We start from the raw sequence: 19,118 nt of genomic DNA on the forward strand, positions 1-19,118 counted from the left end.
GGCGCCGATGGCCTGTTCAGCGTCACCCTTAACCCTGCCCAGGCCAATGGCGAAGCGTTGGACGTTCGGTTGGTGGACGCAGCTGGCAACACTTCTGCGCCGCTGCAATTCGATGCCCCGGATATCACACCACCTGCGGCGGTGAGCAACATCGTGGTCGGCAGTGGCGGCCTGGGCCTGAGCGGGCGTGGCGAAGCCGGCGCCACCGTCGAAGTGCGTGATGCCAACGGCACGGTGATCGGCACAGGCGTAGTGGGTGCCAACGGCACCTTCCTGATCGACCTTGACCCGGCCGCGCAGCCCGGCGAACAACTGAGCCTTGTGCAGACCGACCCCAGCGGCAACGCCTCCGAAACGCTGCAGTTCGAAGTCCCGGTAACCACCGCCCCGGCCAGCCCCAGCGACCTGGTGTTCGCCGAGGACGGCACCCGCATCAGCGGCACGGCGCCTGCCGGCACCCGCGTGGAAGTGCACGACGCCAACGGCACGCTGATCGGCAGTGTCGTGGCCGGCCCAGATGGCAGCTTCACCGTCGTTCTGGCCCCGGCCCAGGCCAATGGCGAACTGCTGGACGTCGTGGCCATCGACGATGCGGGTGTATCGTCACTACCCACGCAAATCACCGCGCCAGACATTACCGCGCCGACGGCCCCGAGCGAACTGGCCGTCAACCCCGATGGCACTGTCGTCACCGGCCGTGCCGAACCGGGCAGCACCGTGCGGGTACTGGCCGCCGATGGCACTACCGTGTTGGGTAGCGTCGTGGTTGGCGCAACCGGCAGCTTCAGCATCACCCTCAACCCACCGCAAGTCGACGGCGAAGTGCTGCAAGTCACCGCCACCGATGCGGCAGGCAACACCTCGACGGCAGGCTCAGTCACCGCGCCAGACATCGACGGTGGCGACATCACGCCACCCGACGCACCCACCAATCTGGTGGTCGGCCTGGCCGGCAGCCAGCTGAGCGGGCGTGGCGAAGCCGGCACCACCGTGCAGGTACGTGACGCCGCAGGTACTGTGCTGGCAACCGGTACGGTCAGCCCCGACGGCACATTTACGGTGACCTTGGCTCCTGCCATGAACAACGGCAGCACCTTGCAAGTCACCCTCACCGATGCCGCTGGCAACGTCTCGCAACCCGGTTCAGTCACTTCGCCGGACTTGCAGGCCCCTGCGCAACCTACTGACCTGGCACTGGCCGAGGGCGTCACCTTCACCGGACGCGGCGAACCCGGTGCCACCGTGCAGGTGCGCAATAGCGCCGGCACGGTGATCGGCACCGGCCTGGTCAACGCTGACGGTACCTTCAGCGTCACTTTGTTCCCCGCCCAGGCCAATGGCGAGGCGTTGGATGTGCGGGTGGTGGATGCCGCCGGCAACAGCTCGGCGCCACTGCAGTACGATGCCCCCGACATCACCCCGCCTGCTGCTGTCAGCAATGTCGTGGTCGGTGCCAATGGCCTGGTGCTCAGCGGTCGCGGCGAAGCGGGTGCAACCGTCGAAGTGCGTGATGCCGGCGGTACCGTCATCGGCACCGCCACGGTCGGCGCCAACGGCACCTTCACGGTCAATCTCGACCCTGCAGCCCAGCCAGGCGCCGTGCTGAGCCTGGTACAAACCGACCCGAGCGGCAACGCGTCCGAAGCCTTGCAGTATGAAGTGCCAATGACTACTGCCCCCGATAGCCCAAGCGGCCTGGTGGTTGCCGCCGATGGCACCAGCCTCACCGGCTCTGCCCCGGTGGGCAGCCGTGTGGAAGTGCGTGATGGCAATGGCATCCTGGTAGGCAGCGTGGTGGTGGGCGGCGATGGCACCTTCACCGTCATCCTCAACCCGGCCCAGGCCAACGGCGAACTGCTGGATGTAGTGGCCATCGACGGCACAGGGGCATCGTCGCTGCCGGTGCAGGTCAGCGCGCCAGACATCACCGCGCCAGCCGCGCCAAGCGAACTCGCGATCAATGCCAACGGCACCGTTGTCACCGGCCGGGCCGAAGTGGGCAGCACCGTGCGCGTGCTGGCTGCCGACGGCACTACGGTGCTGGGCACGGCGGTGGTGGGTGCGACCGGTAGTTTCAGCATCACCCTCACACCGGCACAAGTGGACGGTGAAGTGCTGCAAGTCACCGCCACCGACGCCGCCGGCAATGCCTCCGGCGCCGGTAGCGTCACGGCGCCCGACATCGACGGTGTCGATACCACGCCCCCCCTGCCACCGACCAACCTGGTCGTTGGCCTGGCCGGTGGCCAGCTGAGCGGCCGTGGCGAAGCGGGTGCCACCGTGCAGGTGCGCGATGCCCAAGGCAACGTGCTGGCCAGCGGCACGGTCAACCCGGATGGCACCTTCCAGATCGCCCTGACGCCACCCGTCAACGATGGCAGCACCCTGCAAGTGGTGCTGACCGATGCCGCCGGCAATGCCTCCACGCCAGGCACGGTGGCCTCCCCAGACCTGCAGGCGCCTGCTCAGCCCACCGGCCTCGAGCTGGCCAGCGGCGTTACCTTGACCGGTAGCGGTGAACCTGGCGCCACTGTGCAGGTACGCGACACCTCAGGCACCGTGATCGGCACCGGTGTGGTCAATCCAAACGGCAGTTTCAGCATTACCCTGTCCCCCGCCCAGGCCAATGGCGAAGTCCTCGACATCCGCCTGGTGGACGCCGCCGGTAATACCTCTACGCCGCTGCAATTCAATGCCCCGGACATCACCCCGCCTGCGCAAGTCAGCAATATCGTGGTCGGTGCCGATGGCCTGACCCTGAGCGGTCGCGGTGAGGCCGGTGCCACCGTTGAGGTGCGGGACACCAATGGCACACTGATCGGCACAGGTACGGTGACCGGCAACGGCACCTTCGTGCTCGACCTCGACCCGGCCGCGCTGCCGGGCGAACGCCTGAGCCTGGTGCAGACCGACCCTAGCGGCAACGCTTCCCAAGCCTTGACCTTCGACGTACCGCTGGTGACCACACCGGCCAGCCCGAGCGACCTGGTGTTCGCGGCGGACGGCACCAGCATCAGCGGTTCGGCGCCAGTCGGCAGCCGTGTGGAAGTGCACGATGCCAATGGGAATCTGGTCGGCAGCATCGTGGTGGGTGCCGGGGGCACCTTCACCGTTGTGCTCACCCCAGCCCAGGCCAACGGCCAGCTGCTGGATGTGGTCGCCATCGACACCAACGGGGCCTCATCACTGCCGGCGCAGGTGACTGCGCCGGATATCACCGCCCCTGCCGCACCAAGTGAGCTGGCCGTCAGCGCCGATGGCAGCGCAGTGACCGGGCGCGCCGAAGCCGGCAGCACCGTACGCGTGCTGGCCGCCGACGGCACTACCGTGCTGGGCAGTGTCGTGGTGGGCCCCAGCGGGGCCTTCAGCATTGGCCTCACCCCGCCGCAAGTGGCAGGCGAACAGTTGCAGGTAACCGCCACCGATGCCGCAGGCAATGCCTCCACGGCCGGTACCGTTACCGCGCCGGTCATCGATAACGGCGGCGATACCACGCCGCCGGCGCCAGCCACCAACCTGGTGATCAGCGCCGATGGCCGCATGGTTTCCGGCCGCGGCGAAGTGGGTGCCACCGTCAAAGTGCTCGACGACCAGGGCCAGGTGCTGGTGAGCGGCACCGTTCAACCCGATGGCAGCTTCAACGTGCAATTGCCAACCCCAGTGGTGGATGGCTCCTCCCTGCAGGTGACCTTGACCGATGCTGCCGGCAACGTCTCCACACCTAGCCCACTGACTGCGCCAGACCTTGTGGCCCCCCTGCAACCAACGGGCCTGGTGTTGACCAATGGCGATACCCTGGCCGGCACTGCCGAAGGCGGCGCCCGGGTAGAGGTGAAAGACGCCTTGGGCAACCTGATCGGCAGCGCCATCGCCCAGCCGGATGGCAGCTTCAGCCTGACCCTGAACCCGCCACAGGCCAATGGCGAAACACTGTCCATTACCGTGACCGATGCGACAGGTAACACCTCTGTACCGCTGAGCTATGTGGCCCCGGACATCACGGCGCCGACACTCGTCACTGACGTGTTAGCCGCCGATGGCAGCCTGGCCGTGTCTGGCCGTGGCGAACCCGGTGCCACGGTGGAAGTGCGTGATGCGCAGGGCACGGTGCTCGGCACCGGCACCGTCGCGCCAAATGGCACCTTCGTGGTCGACCTCGAAACGCCGTTGGTGGCGGGCGAAACCCTGGTGCTGGTACAGACCGATGCCGCCGGCAATACCTCGGTAGGGCTTAGCGTGACGGTTGCCGATGCACCGCTGCCTGAGAGCCCGAGCGGTGTCGTGGTGAGCGCAGATGGCGCCAGCGTCTCCGGTACCGCACCGACGGGCACGCAGGTGCAGGTGCGTGACGCGCAGGGCAATGTGCTGGGCAGCGCGCAGGCAGGCCCGGACGGCAGCTTCACCATCAGCCTGACCCCGGCTCAAGCCAACGGCGAAACCCTGGATGTGGTGGCTGTGGATGGTGCCGGAAACGCGTCACTGCCGACCCAGGTCACCGCCCCTGACATCACGCCACCCAATGAAGCCACCCAACTGCAACTGAGCGCCGATGGCAGCCTGCTCACTGGCCGCGGCGAGCCGGGCACCACCGTGCAGGTCATCAGCGCGCAGGGTGTCGTGCTGGGCAACGCCCAGGTCGGCGCTGACGGTGTGATCAGCGTGGCGCTCAACCCACCGCAAACCGACGGCCAGGAACTGGACGTGGTGCTGCGCGACGCGGCCGGCAATACCTCGACCGCCACCGTCATCGCACCCGATCTGGATGGCCCGCTGCAACCTTCCGGGATGGCCATCGATACTGCAGGCATTCACCTGACCGGCCTGGGCCAAAGTGGCTCCATCGTCACCGTGCGCGATACCAACGGCAACGTGCTGGGCACCGCCATAGTGGGTGCAGACGGACACTTCGATGTCACCCTCAATGCGCCACAGCGCAATGGTGAGAGCCTGAGCGTCGAGGCCACCGACAACCTGGGCAACAGCGCCGGGCCGGTAAGCTTCACCGCCCCCGATTCCACGCCGCCGCAGGCGGTCACCAACCCGACCATCGATGGCACAGGCACCACCGTCACCGGTAGCGGCGAACCTGGCGCCACCGTGACCGTACGCGGGCCGGATGGCAGCGTGCTGGGCAGTGCCGTGGCAGGGCCGAACGGTGCATTCGAAATCACCCTCACTCCGCCACAGACCAACGGCCAGGCGCTGACCGTGGAGCAGCGTGACCCAACCGGCAACCTGTCGGCGGCGGCCGACCTCCCGGCACCGGACACCGAGTTGCCGGCGACCCCGACCGGCCTGACCCTGTCTAGCGATGGCAGGACCATTACCGGCAGTGGCGAGCCGGGTGCGCAGGTGAGTGTGACCAATACAGCAGGTACCGTACTGGGCACCGCCACGGTTCAGCCAGACGGCAGCTTCCTGGTGAGCATCAACCCGCCCCAGCTCAATGGCCAGACGCTGTCTGTGAGCCAGGCGGACAGCGCCGGCAACGACTCGCCCGCCGGCACCGTGACCGCGCCTGACTTCGAGGCGCCGCTGCCGGCGCAAGGCCTAGGCCTGGATCCGACCGGTACCCTGCTCAGCGGCCAAGGCGAGGCAGGCACCACCGTAGAGGTTCGCAACGCGGCAGGCGACCTGCTGGGTACTATTCAGGTGGCGCCCGACGGCACGTTCGAAGTACTGCTCGCCCCCGCTCAGACCAACGGCGAAGTATTGTCGGTGGTCTTGATTGATGGCGGCGGCAATACCTCGCCATCGGCCAGCTTCACCGCCGATGACAGCAGCGCGCCAACAGCGCCGGGCGGCCTCACCATCACCCCAGGCGGCAACGCCATCCAGGGTACTGGTGAAGCTGGGTCCACGGTGGAAGTGCGGCTTACCGACGGCACCCTGGTAGGTACCATTGTCGTACCGACAGGTGGCAGCTTCACAGTGCCACTCTCGCCCGCCCAACTGGACGGTCAGTCACTCAATGTGACCCTGACCGATACGGCCGGCAATGTGTCCCTGCCCGGCCAGATCAATGCGCCGGACATCACGCCACCGGCAGCGCCCACGGGTGTGCTGGTCAGTCCGGACGGCAGCACCGTCACCGGCAATGCGCCTGGCGCCACCTCAGTGTCCGTGAACGACGGGAATGGCAATGTGGTTGTGGTGGCCGTCAATCCGGACGGCAGTTTCAGCGTACCGCTGAATACCCCGCTGACCAATGGCCAGACTGTCACCGTGGTGGTGACCGATGCAGCCGATAATGACGCTGCTCCGGTCTCCGTCAACGCCCCGGACACCACCAACCCGGATGCGGCCACCGGCCTGACCGTGAGCCCGGATGGCAGCACCGTGGGGGGTAGCGCGGAACCTGGCAGCACCGTGGAAATCCGCAATCAGGATGGTAGCGGCGTGCGCGGCACGATAACCGTCGGGCCAGACGGCACCTTCGTGGTGGACGTCAACCCACCGCTGACCAGCATTGAAACCGTCGATGTGGTGGTGATCGACCCTGCCGGCAACGAATCCCTCGAAGTGCCACTTGCCGGCCCGACCGGCACCGAGGTGGCCACACCTTCGGCCCTGTCCATCAGTGCCGACGGCTTCCTGCTGACCGGCCAGGGGACGGTAGGCTCGCTGATTACCGTGACCTCCGGGGGCACCACCCTGGGCACCGCCACGGTCGGCAGCGACGGCACCTTCCGTGTGTTCTTCCAGAGCGCCCAGCTCAACGCCCAGATCTTGCAGGTCAGCGCCAAGGCTACCGTCGATGGCCTGCCTTCGGTGCCAGCCATTGTCGTGGCCAACGACACCACCGCGCCAAACGCACCGACCCAAGTCGTACTCAATGCCACCGGCAGCACGCTGACCGGCCAAGGCGAAGTGGGTGCTACCGTGCGCGTGACCGATGCGCAGGGCAACCTCCTGGGAACCGCGCCCGTCGGCAGCAACGGCCTGTTCAGCATCGATTTCTCGCCAGCTGTCGCCAACGGCCAGAACCTGATCGTGACCCAGGCCGACGCGGCGGGTAACGTCTCGCTCGCGGCCACCCTGCAAGCCCCTGACCTGCAGGCACCGCTGGCCGCCAGCAACCTCAGCCTCAACAGCGCGGCCACCGTGCTCAGCGGCGAGGGTGAAGCCGGCGCCACCGTGACCGTACGCGATGCCAGTGGCGCCATCCTGGCCACCGGCACCGTCAACCAGAGTGGGCAGTTCCAGATCACCCTGCCCAGCGCGCAAACCAGCGGCAGCGCGCTGCAAGTCACCCTCAGCGATGCCGCCGGTAACATTTCCGGCCCGGCCAGCCTGGCGACGCCAGACCGCACGCCGCCTGCCGCCATCACCAACCCGGTGCTGAGCCAGGACGGCCGGCAGCTATCCGGCAGCGGCGAAGTGGGGGCTACCGTGCAGGTGCGCAACGCCGCTGGCACTTTGCTGGGCACGGCCACGGTGGGCGCCGACGGTCGCTTCACCGTGACCTTCGACACCCCGCAAGCCACCGGCCAGGCCATCGGCGTGACCCAAGTGGATGCCGCCGGCAACACCTCGCCAGCCGTCAATGTGGCAACCCCGGACCTGACCCCACCGGCCCCACTCACCAACGTGGTGCTGAACAACAACGGCCTGACCCTGACCGGCCTCGGCGAAGCCGGTGCCACAGTCACCGTGCGCGGCCCGGATGGCACCATCATCGGCACAGGCCTGGTGGCCGCCAACGGCAGCTTCACCCTCACCCTCAACAGCGCCCAGCTCAACGCCCAGCACCTGAGCGTTACGCAGACCGACGCGGGCAACAACACCTCTGCCGCCGTGGCCGTTACCGCGCCGGACTTCACCCCACCGGCTGCACCGACTGCACTGGCCCTCGCCGCCACCGGGCTGCAACTGTCCGGTAACGCCGAAGCCGGCAGCACCGTGACCGTGCGCGATGCCAGCGGCAATGTGCTGGGCACGGCGACCACCGGCAGCAACGGGACCTTCCAGGTCACCCTGAACAGCGCCCAGACCAACGGGCAGACCCTGCAGGTAACGGCTACCGACGCGGCTGGCAACGTTTCACCGGCCGCGCCTTACACCGCAGCCGATACCACGCCGCCGGCGGCCGTGACCAACCTGGCGGTGTCTGCCAGTGGCACTACCCTGACAGGCAATGGCGAAGCCGGTGCGACCGTCACCGTACGGGCACCCGACAACACCGTGCTGGGCACCGCCACGGTCGGCAGTGACGGCCACTTCAGCGTCACCCTGTCACCAGCCGCGATCACCGGTGAAAGCCTGAGCGTGGTCCAGGCGGACGCCGCACAGAACGTCTCCCCGGCACAAAACGTCACCGCGCCGGGCCTTCTGGCACCGGCGACACCGGACAACCTGGTACTGGCTGCCGACGGCCTGTCGGTGACCGGTACCGCTACGGTAGGCAGTACGGTCAAGGTGTATGGCCCCAACGGCGTATTGCTGGGCAGCAGCCCGGTAGCCAACGACGGTACCTTCACCGTCAACCTCGGCAGCGCCCAGGCCAACGGCGAACGGTTGGAGGTAAGCGCCACCGGCAGCGACGGCGCAGTGTCGCTGCCGGCGACCCTGCAGGCACCGGACACCACCGCACCGCAACCACTGACCAACCTGGTGCTGTCCAACGACGGCCTGATACTCACTGGGCGCGGTGAGCCAGGTGCCACGGTCACCGTGATCGGCGAAGGGGGGATCGACCTGGGCGCCGCCTTGGTGGATGCCAGCGGCAACTTCAGCGTCAACCTCAGCGCCCCGCAGATCAACGGTGAACAGCTCAGCGCCAGCCAGTCCGATGTAGCCGGCAACGAGTCCAACAGCGTCAGCCTGACTGCCCCCGACCGCGTGGCGCCAGATGCGGCTGGCAACCTGGCCTTCGCCGGCGGTGGCAGCCTGCTCAACGGTACCGGTGAAGCGGGGGCCGCTGTTCGCGTGCTGGCCGCCGACGGCACGGTGCTGGGCAACGCAACGGTCCGCGCCGACGGCACCTTCCAGGTCAACCTCGCCTCGCCTCAGGCCAACGGCCAGCAGGTGCAGGTGGTGCTGACCGATGCCGCCGGCAACCAGTCCGCCGCCAGCGCCATCACTGCACCGGACACCACTGCACCCGCAGCACCCACCGCGCTGGCAATATCCAGCGATGGCGTGACCATCACCGGCCGCGGCGAAGTGGGCGCGCTGGTCACCGTCACCAACCCGGCAGGCCAGCCCATCGGCAGCGCCACCGTCGATGCCAGCGGGCACTTCACCATCACGCTGAGCCCGGCCTTGGGTAACGCCGAGCTGCTCAGCTTCACCCAGGCCGATGCCACCGGCAACGTGTCGGCCGTGGCCACCCTGCAAACCCCGGACTTCACACCGCCAGCTCCCCTTACCGCCGTGGTGATCAACGCCGACGGCAGTGTGGTCAGCGGCCTGGGCGAAGCAGGCGCGACGGTCACCGTCAGCAATGCCGCCGGCACCGTGCTGGGTACCGGCACAGTGCTGGCAGACGGCACCTTCCGCGTCGAGCTATCGCCCGCGCAAATCAACCACCAGGTGCTGTCGGTGCAGCAGGCCGACCCACCCGGCAACATCAGCTTGCCGGTCACCGTTCAAGCACCGGACCATACGCCACCCGCCGCCGCAACCGCGCTGCAGCTCAGTGTGGCAGGCGATGAACTGGGCGGTGTCGGCGAAGCGGGCGCTACCGTGCGCGTGTATGTCGGCACCACACAGATTGGCACTGCCGTGGTGGCTGCCAATGGCACCTTCGTGGTCGAACTCAATACCCCGCAACTGAATGGCCAACTGCTGCAGGTCACCCTGACCGACAGCAGCGGCAACGTATCGACGGTCAGCACGGTCACGGCACTGGACATCACCCCGCCGGCCACCGTGATCGCCAGCCTCAACGACAGCGGCACCCAACTGATCGGTACCGCCGAAGCCGGCACCCGCGTCACCGTGGTCAACAACAACGGCGACCTGCTGGGCCAGGTGACAGTCGACCCGGACGGCACCTTTGTGCTCGACCTGAACAACCCGCAAATCAATGGCCAGGTACTGACGGTGATCGCCCAGGACGCCACCGGCAACCCGTCGGCGCCCTTGCAGGTAACCGCACCAGACCTGACAGCGCCGGTGCAGCCAGGCAACCTGCTGCTCAACCCGGCAGGCACGTCGATGACCGGTACGGCGGAAGCCGGCTCCACCATCACTGTTCGCGGCCCTGACAACAGCATCGTGGGTACGGTGGTGGTGGGTGGCAACGGCGAGTTCACCGTTGTCATCAATCCGGCACAGAACAACGGCCAACTGCTGACCGTGGTGTCTACGGACGCGGCCGGCAATGCCTCGGTACCCGCCAGCTACCAAACCAACGACACCTCGCCACCCGCCGTGGTGACCAACCTGGCGATCGACAATACCTATAGCTCGTTGACCGGCAGGGGCGAAGCCAATGCCACGGTCACCGTCAGAGTCGGTGGCCCTACCGGCACCGTGATCGGGACCGGCGTGGTGGACGCCGCTGGCAACTTCCAGATAAACCTTTCGCCGACGCCGGGCTCAGCCGCCTTCCTCTCCGTGAGCCAGTCAGACGGTACCAATACCTCTGACGCCGTGACATACGTCACCCCTCTGGTGCCGCCCCCCGAACCACCGACCAATGCGATTCTGGGCAGCGACGGCCTTACCTTGACCGGTACGGCCGCAGCCGGCGCAAGCATTCGCGTCTACGATGCCGCAGGCAACCTGATCGGTTCAGGCCTCGCCAACATCGGAACGGGTAGCTTCAGCATCACGCTGAACGCGGCTCAACTCAACGGCCAGCACATCTCGGTGACGGCAGTTTCGCTGGTGGGCGGCGAATCGCAGCCGCTCTTCCTGCAAGCGGCCGACATCACTCCACCGGCCAACCCGGTGGTTACCAGCCTGTCGGCCAATGGCCTGGTGCTCACCGGTACCGGTGAGGCCGGAGCCACGGTGACCGTGCGCGATGCCAGCAACAACGTGCTTGGAACGGCGTTGGTGAATGGCGGTGGCGTGTTCACCGTCAACCTCAACGCGGCGCAGCTCAATGGCCAGGTACTGGGCGTGAGCCAGACCGACGCTGCAGGGAACACGTCTGGCAGCACCAGCTACACGGCCGTTGATGTCCAGCCGCCAGCCGTGCCGACCAACGTGACCATCAACAGCCTAGGCACGGTGCTGACCGGTAACGGCGAAGCAGGTGCTACCGTCACCGTGCAAGGCCCGAGTGGCCAGGTGGGTACCGGCGTGGTGCAAGCCAACGGCACCTTCAGCATCACCCTGACCTCGCCACAGAATGACGGGCAATTGCTGGTGGTGCGCCAGACCGATGCAGCCGGCAACCTGTCCGCCAGCACCAGTTTGACTGCACCGGACACCACGCCACCCGCAGCACCGGTGGCGGCCATCAATGCCAACGGCACCTCGGTCAGCGGCTCTGGCCAGGTCGGCAGCACCGTCACCGTGCGCAACAGTGCCGGCACTGTCCTGGGCACCGCAACGGTGGGCGCCAATGGTCTGTTCGTGGTCAGCCTCACGGCCGCACAAATCGACAACCAGGCGCTCAGCGTCACCCTGACCGACAGTGCCGGCAACGTGTCTACCGCTACCGCGCTGACCGCACCAGACCTGACCCCGCCCGCAGTGGCCGGCAACCTGCAGATCAGTGCCGACGGCAGTACCCTCACCGGTACCGGCGAAGCAGGCGCCACCGTCACTGTGCGCAGCGCCAGCGGTACCGTGCTGCAAACCGCGACCGTACAACCGAACGGCAGCTTCACCGTGACCCTGAGCCCGCCTCAGGACAACGGCCAGGTCCTTTCGGTCGGCCTCACCGACACGCGTGGCAACGTATCGGGCAACGTCACCATCACCGCGCCCGATGTGGATGCCAACGCCCCGGTCATTGCCAGCGACAACCTGGCAACGGCAACGGTCAACCTGGTACCGGTCACCGCGACCAAGACCTACACCGACAGCTTCACCACGCTGCTGTCGGGCTTCACCAAGACCTACACCTGGACCGTAGCCGCTGGCACCACGGTGGACCCGACCCTGACACTGACCACCAACAGCGTACTGGCGCTGCTCAACAACTCCACATTCACCCTGCAAGTGAAAGACGCGACGGGCGCTTGGGTGACGCTGGCTACCGGCAACACCCAGGGCCTGCTCGACCTGATCGTGCTGCCGCTGGGGCTGCAGGTCGATATCGGTACACTGCAAGCCGGTGACTACCGCCTGACCGTGGGCAGTGGCGGCATTGGCCTGATCACCAACGTGACCACTTCGCTGGACATCACGGCCACCAGCCTGACCCAGTTCACCGGGGCTGGCACCGCCACCACCGGCAACGTCATCACCGATGTGGGCACCGATGGCACTGTGGACGCACGTGGCCCGGACAGCGCCGCCGTGCTCCAGGTGTTCAAGGACGGCAGTTATGTCGCGGCCGGCAGCGCCACCACGGTACAAGGCCTGTACGGCACACTGGTGATCCGTGCGGACGGCAGCTACACCTACACGCCAAACGGCAGCCCGAGCAGTGTCGGCAAGGTCGATGTGTTCAGCTATCAGCTGGTGCACGCGAACGGCCTGTCCGACTCTGCCAACCTGTATGTACGTATCGACAGCCCGCAGGCCACGGAGGTGTGGAGCAACATCAACTACGGTGCGCCGGCCACGGTGGTGGATGCCGTCAACGACGTCGGCTTCAGCTACCTGACCCTGGTCAACCGTGTGGACACCAGCAGCAGCTCGCTGGGCACGCTGAGCCTGCCGGTGATCGGCACGCGCCAGGCTACCTACACCACCTCGGTTGCTGCCGATACCACGGCCAACCTGCAGGTGGTGGTCAACTCCACCAACCTGTTGAGCCTGCTCAACGGCACCACCATCGAGTTGCTCAAGCTCAATCCGGCCACCGGCCAGTATGTGCTGGTGCAGTCGGTGCCTGGCAGCTCATTGGTCAGCCTGCTGGGTGGCGGTGCGGCTTATACCTTCCAGAACCAAGGGACGGGCACCTACCACATACGCGTTACAGCGGGCGGCATAGGCTTGCTCAGTTCCCTCACCACCAGCGTGAACGCCACCACCACGCACCTCACCGAGTTCGTGGTCAGCAGCGCGACCACGGCAACCGGCAACCTGCTCGCAGATGACACCGTGGGTTCAGCCTTGACCGTGCTGAGTGTGCTGACGGCAGCCAACACCTTCACCATCCCGGGCTATAACGGAGTGAGCGTGGCGGGTACCTACGGCACGCTGCTCGTGCATGCCGACGGCAGCTACACCTACACCCTCAACTCTGGGCTCACGTCGACAGCCATCGGCCAGCACGACACCTTCACCTACGAGCTGACCCACCCCAACGGCACCACCGACACCGCTACGCTCACCATCAATCTGGACAACGCCGCCGGCCTCACCAGCACGATGTCGTTGCTCTCCGATACCGGTGACGAAGGGGTAGCACTCGCCAGTGTGGCCGCTTCGGCTTCCACAGAGGTGATCGCCGGCACCGACGGCAATGACCATCTCGATGGCAGCCAGGGTGGCCATATCACCCTGCAGGGTGGCGCAGGGGACGACACCCTGGTGGTGGTTGACCAGAACTTCGCCAGCGTCGAGGGTGGCACAGGGACCGACACCCTGCTGTGGGACGGCGGCGATGCCAGCATCGACCTGGGCAACCTGGCCGACCGGGTGCATGACATCGAAGTCATCGACCTCAACGACACCAGCGCGGTCGCGCTGACCCTGAACCTGGCGGACGTGGTGGCCATCACCGAAACCGGCAACGACACACTGATCATCAAGGGGGACGACAAAGACACGGTTCACATGACAGACAACTGGACGCTGGTCGGGAACCAAACCGCCGACGGTATCGACTATAACCAATACACGGCCCAGGAGGATCCGAGCCATCACCTGTGGGTGCAGAACGGTATCCATGTGGTCTGAGGCCGCTGCAAACCCGCCGGGCACGCGCCCGGCGGCATGGACGACCAGCAAGTAAGGGAACTATGTGAAGCGAAGCAGTCCGCTGTCACCGCTGTTGCTGGGCGCCTTCGGGTTCCTGGTGCTGAACTTCCACCCGGCCGCCCAGGCAGCCGACGACATCGACCCACAACTGCGCCAGATCGGGCCATCGCTGCTACGCGATGCGCCCGAAGCGGTGCCCGCCCGCCCCGCTATCGGCATGGCCCCAGTGGCCAGTGGCGAGCGCCTGGGGCTGACCGACGCGGTGCTGCAAGCCGCGCAATGGCATCCCAGCATCGCCGAAGCCATCGGCAACCTGTACAAGCAGGGTGAAGGCATCAACGTCGCCCGTGCGGGGTATTACCCGCAGATTTCCGGCGGTATCCGCACCGGTTATGACACCGGTTACGGCGGTGACCGGAACAGCCAGGCACTGAACCTGTCGCTCAAGCAGATGCTCTACGACTTCGGCAAGGTCGACAATGCCGTCAGCGCGGCCCAGGCCGCCGCCGCCCGTGCCCAGGCCAACATCCTGCTGGTGGTCGACGAACTGGCCCGCGACACGGCCTACGCCTGGATCGAAACCCGACGCTACGAACAACTGATGACTATCGCCCGCGACCAGATTCGCGGGGTCGGCGACATTGCCAGGATGGCCCGCCAGCGCAGCGACATGGGCGCCAGCACCCGCTCCGACGTGGTGCAAGCCGAGTCCCGCGTGGAAAGCGCCCGCGCCACGCTGGAGGAATACCAGTCGCAATACGAACGTTGGCGTTCCACCCTGGCGGCCCTGATGGGGCGCGTTACCCCGCCAGCGCTGACCGAGCAAGCACCGCCCGAGCTGAACCAGGCCTGCAAACGGCCCTCGCAGGGCGATGACCGCCTGCCCGCCGTGCTGATGGCCCTGGCCCAGCGCGCCCAAGGTCAGGCCGAACTGGCCCAGGCCAAGGCCGAAGCCTACCCGACCCTGTCGTTGCAACCCCAGGTCAACCACTACCTGGACGACGACTACAACCGCGACAACGCACGCCTGGACCGCACCCAGGCCGGCATCTACCTGAACGTCGAAGTGCCCATCTACCAGGGCGGCGCCATCAGCGCCCGCACCCGCGCTGCCGGCCATGCGCTGACCGCCGCCGACTCTGCCGAGGATGCGGCACGCCTGCAGGCCCGTCGCGGCCTGGCCGAGGCCATGGCGCAAACCTCCGGGCTCGGGCGACGGCTGACGTCGCTGGAGGCACGCCAGGTCAGCATCCAGGAGGCGCGCATGCTCTACGGCCGACAGTACCTGGACCTGGGCACGCGGCCCCTGCTCGACCTGCTCAACGCCGAGCAGGAGATCTACCAGTCACGCTTCGAACTCGCCGGCACCCGCTCCGACCTGCTGCGCCTGGATGTCGACTGCCTGTACAACACCGGCGCCCTGCGCACGGCCTTTGGCCTTGAGGGGCGCAACCTGCAAGGGGTGGAGATCCAGCCATGACCGATTCCATCAATGTGACCCTGCCCAACCAAGCGCCCGCTGCTGCGCCCGAAGCGGCTCACCGGCCAGACCTTGGGCCATGGCTGGAGGTGATGCTGCAAGTAGCGCATCACTACCGCCTGGACGTGTCGCCACAACGCATTCGCCTGGCCGCCGTCGAGGACGCCCGCCCGCTGGACGAAATCCTCCGCCACATGGCGCGCCAGGCTGGCCTGGCCCTGCGCTTCGTGCGCTTCGATGCCAAGGGCTTGCGGCAATGGCGAACCCCGTTGGTGCTGGAGCTGGACGATGGCCAGCTGGCGGTGGTCGAGTCGGTCACTGAAGAGGACGACCTGGCGGTGGTATTTGCCGGCGACCAGGGCCTGACCTCACGCCTGCCGCGTGACAGCCTCAAAGGCCGCATTAACCGTGTCGCCCTGCTGCGCCCGGCGCGGCCGCTGCGCGACGTGCGCACCGACGGCTACACCGCGCCCTACGACCGCCACTGGTTCGCCCGCATCGTGCTGCGCGACCTGCGCCCGTATGGGCAAGTGATGGTCGCCTCGCTGGTGGCTAACGTGCTGGCCCTTGCGGGGGTGCTGTTCTCGATGCAGGTGTATGACCGGGTAATCCCGGCCGAATCGCTGCCCACCCTGTACGTGCTGTTTGGCGGTGTGGTGCTGGCGTTGGTGTTCGACTTCAGCATGCGCCTGCTGCGCCTGAAGGTGACCGACCTGCTCGGCAAGCGCGCCGACCTGCGGGTGAGCGACCTGGTCTACGGGCATGCCTTGCGCCTGCGCAACTCGGTGCGGCCGAAGTCCACAGGGTCGTTCATCTCGCAACTGCGCGAGCTGGAATCGATACGCGACCTCATCACCTCCAGCACGGCCACGGTATTGGCCGACCTGCCGTTCTTCCTGCTGTTCCTGCTGGTGTTCTGGTTGATCGGCGGTGTGCTGGTGTTCATCCCGCTGGTCGCACTGCTGGCCATGGTAGTGCCCGGGGTGCTGGCACAGCGGCGCCTGGCGCGGCTGGCCAACGCCTCCATGCGCGAGTCGGCGCTGCGCAACGCCATGCTGGTGGAAAGCATCCAGGGCCTGGACGAAATCAAGGCACTGCAAGCCGAAGCGCGCTTCGAGCGGCAATGGAACCAGTACAACGCGGCCTGCGCCCACACCAACCTGCGCCTGCGCACCCTCACCAATGGCCTGGTGACCTGGACGCAGAACGTACAGGGCGCCGTGTTTGCCGTGGTCATCGTGATCGGCGCGCCCATGGTGATCGCCGGCGACCTCACCACCGGTAGCCTGGTGGCGGCGTCGATGCTGTCGTCACGGATGATGGCACCGCTGGCGCAACTGACCCATGTACTGACCCGCTGGCAGCAGGCCAAGGTGGCCCTGCAAGGGCTGGACAAGCTGATGCAGTCCCCGGTCGACCACCCCGAAGGCGAGGCCCGCGTACACCTGCCAGCCATTCGTGGCGAGTACCGCCTGCGCCAGGCCAACTTCCGCTACAGCGAAGAATCGCCACCGGTACTGAATATCGGCCAACTGGACATCCAACCGGGCGAGCGCATTGCCGTGCTCGGGCGCAATGGCGCCGGCAAGTCGACCCTGCTGCAAGCCCTGGGCGGGGCCATGGACCTGGTGCAAGGCGAAGTCAGCCTGGACGGCATCGCGATGGCCCACCTCGACCCTGCCGACCTGCGCCGTGACGTCGGCCTGCTGCCGCAATACGCTCGGCTGTTCCACGGCACCCTGCGGGAAAACCTCACCCTGGGCGCCGGCCAGGCCAGCGACCAGGAACTGGTGGCCGCGCTGGCGGCCACCGGCGCACTGGACTTCGTGCGCCGCCTGCCCAAGGGCATGGACCACCTGATTCTGGAAGGTGGCCTGGGTTTGTCGGGCGGCCAGCGCCAGGCCCTGGTGCTGTCGCGCCTGCTGGTGCGCCAGCCACAGGTTTTGCTGCTGGACGAACCCACCGCCTCGCTGGACGACATGACCGAGCGCAAGCTGCTGGATAACCTCGAACGCTTCTGCCAGGGCCGCACCCTGGTGATCGCCACGCACCGCCTGAGCGTACTGCAACGGGTCGACCGCATCCTGGTGCTCGACGGCGGGCGCATTGTCATCGATGACACGCGCGATGCCGCGCTGGCCAAACTGCAAGGAGCCCAGGCATGAGCAACCATGAACTTCCGGCCTCCTATCTGGATGGGCAGGACGACCAGGCGGTGTTCCGCGCCGGACGTATCATCACGATTTGCGCAGTGATGCTGGCCGCGTTCCTGGCCTGGGCCGCCTGGTTCGAGGTGACCGAGGTGTCCACCGGCACCGGCAAGGTCATCCCCAGCTCGCGGGAGCAGGTGATCCAGTCCTTCGAGGGCGGTATCGTGGCGCAGATGAGCGTGGCCGAAGGCGACTTGGTCGAGCGCGGCCAGGTGCTGGCACAGCTCGACCCGACCAAAACCGCCTCCAGCGTTGGCGAAAGTGAAGCCAAGTACCGCGCCGCCAAGGCCAGCCAGGCCCGCCTGCAGGCGGAGGTAACCGGCAAGCCGCTGACCTTCCCCGACAGCCTGCGCGACTCGCCCGAACTGATCGACGCCGAAACCGCGCTTTACCAGACCCGCCGCCGCGGTCTGGAGCAAACCCTGGCGGGCATCCAGGACTCACTGCAACTCGTGCGCAGCGAACTGAAGATCACCGAAAACCTGGCCAAGATGGGCGCTTCCAGCCGGGTTGAAGTGATCCGCCTTAACCGCCAGCGTTCAGAGCTTGAACTGAAAGCCAACGAAGCCCGCTCCGACTACCTGGTGCGGGCCCGGGAAGAACTGGCCAAAGCCAGCGCCGAGGCCGACAGCCTGTCGGAAGTGGTGCGCGGGCGCAGCGACTCGCTTACCCGCCTGACCTTGCGTTCGCCGGTGCGCGGCATCGTCAAGGACATCGAGGTCAACACCCTGGGTGGCGTGGTGCAGCCCGGGGGCCAGGTGATGAAGATCGTGCCGATGGACGAACGCCTGCTGATCGAAACCCGCATCGCCCCGCGTGACATTGCCTTCATCCACCCGGACCAGGCGGCCAAGGTCAAGATCAGTGCCTATGACTATTCGGTGTACGGCGGGCTGGATGGCAAGGTGGTGGGCATTTCGCCGGACACCTTGCAGGATGAAGTGAAGCCCGAGATCTACTACTACCGGGTGTTCATCCGTACCGAGCAGGACAGCTTGCAGAACAAGGCCGGCAAGCACTTTGCAATTGTACCGGGGATGGTGGCCACGGTGGATATCCGCACCGGGGAGAAGACCATTCTGGATTACCTGATCAAGCCACTGAACCGGGCCAGGGAGGCCCTGCGCGAACGCTAGAGTACGACGTGATTTTTGTGTTGCTGGTGCGACCGAGCGCCGCCCGCGCGGCGCATCGCGAGCTCCTACGTTTGTTTCCGGCCAATTTTTTCTGTGGGATTTGTGCGCGAACGCCTTGGCGCATGGCTCGATATCGTGTCGTACAAACAAGGCGGGCGCGCGGGCCTGGCACAGCCATAACTGGCCCGAAAAAAACGTAGGAGCGAGCGCAGCTCGCGATGCGCCGCGCGGGCGGCGCTCGGTCGAGTCGACAACAAAAAAAAAAGGCGAACCCATCAACTTCCATCACCACCCTAA

Annotated in this window: 4 protein-coding genes; all 4 read left to right on the forward strand. The window is 66.7% G+C overall.

Features of this window, described 5'->3' with window-relative positions:
- Window positions 1-13,974: BapA/Bap/LapF family large adhesin (locus ACF8R4_RS14920; RefSeq protein ID WP_392492812.1), on the forward strand; the 13,974-nt coding region annotated here is incomplete at its 5' end.
- 64 nt (window positions 13,975-14,038) lie between these two features.
- Window positions 14,039-15,475: a TolC family outer membrane protein gene (locus ACF8R4_RS14925; protein ID WP_060500182.1), complete on the forward strand. Its 1,437-nt coding sequence runs from the start codon at window positions 14,039-14,041 to the stop codon at window positions 15,473-15,475.
- The gene (locus ACF8R4_RS14930; protein WP_392492813.1) at window positions 15,472-17,640 is read left to right on the forward strand and encodes a type I secretion system permease/ATPase; all 2,169 of its coding nucleotides are present in this window, start codon (window positions 15,472-15,474) and stop codon (window positions 17,638-17,640) included. The genes ACF8R4_RS14925 and ACF8R4_RS14930 overlap by 4 nt, the downstream gene beginning before the upstream one ends.
- On the forward strand, window positions 17,637-18,821 hold the full coding sequence (locus tag ACF8R4_RS14935; protein ID WP_104833403.1) for an HlyD family type I secretion periplasmic adaptor subunit: 1,185 nt from the start codon (window positions 17,637-17,639) through the stop codon (window positions 18,819-18,821). Before ACF8R4_RS14930 ends, ACF8R4_RS14935 begins: the two co-directional genes overlap by 4 nt.
- The last annotated feature ends 297 nt before the right edge of the window (window positions 18,822-19,118 follow it).

This window comes from Pseudomonas sp. FYR_2, from assembly GCF_043106425.1.
In the GTDB taxonomy this organism is placed as follows: Bacteria; Pseudomonadota; Gammaproteobacteria; order Pseudomonadales; family Pseudomonadaceae; genus Aquipseudomonas; species Aquipseudomonas monteilii.

Bases quoted from the DNA above. Each gene is read 5' to 3' on its own strand.
- ACF8R4_RS14930 (WP_392492813.1), top strand. From the start codon at position 15,472: ATGACCGATTCCATCAATGTGACCCTGCCCAACCAAGCGCCCGCTGCT.
- ACF8R4_RS14935 (WP_104833403.1), top strand. From the start codon at position 17,637: ATGAGCAACCATGAACTTCCGGCCTCCTATCTGGATGGGCAGGACGAC.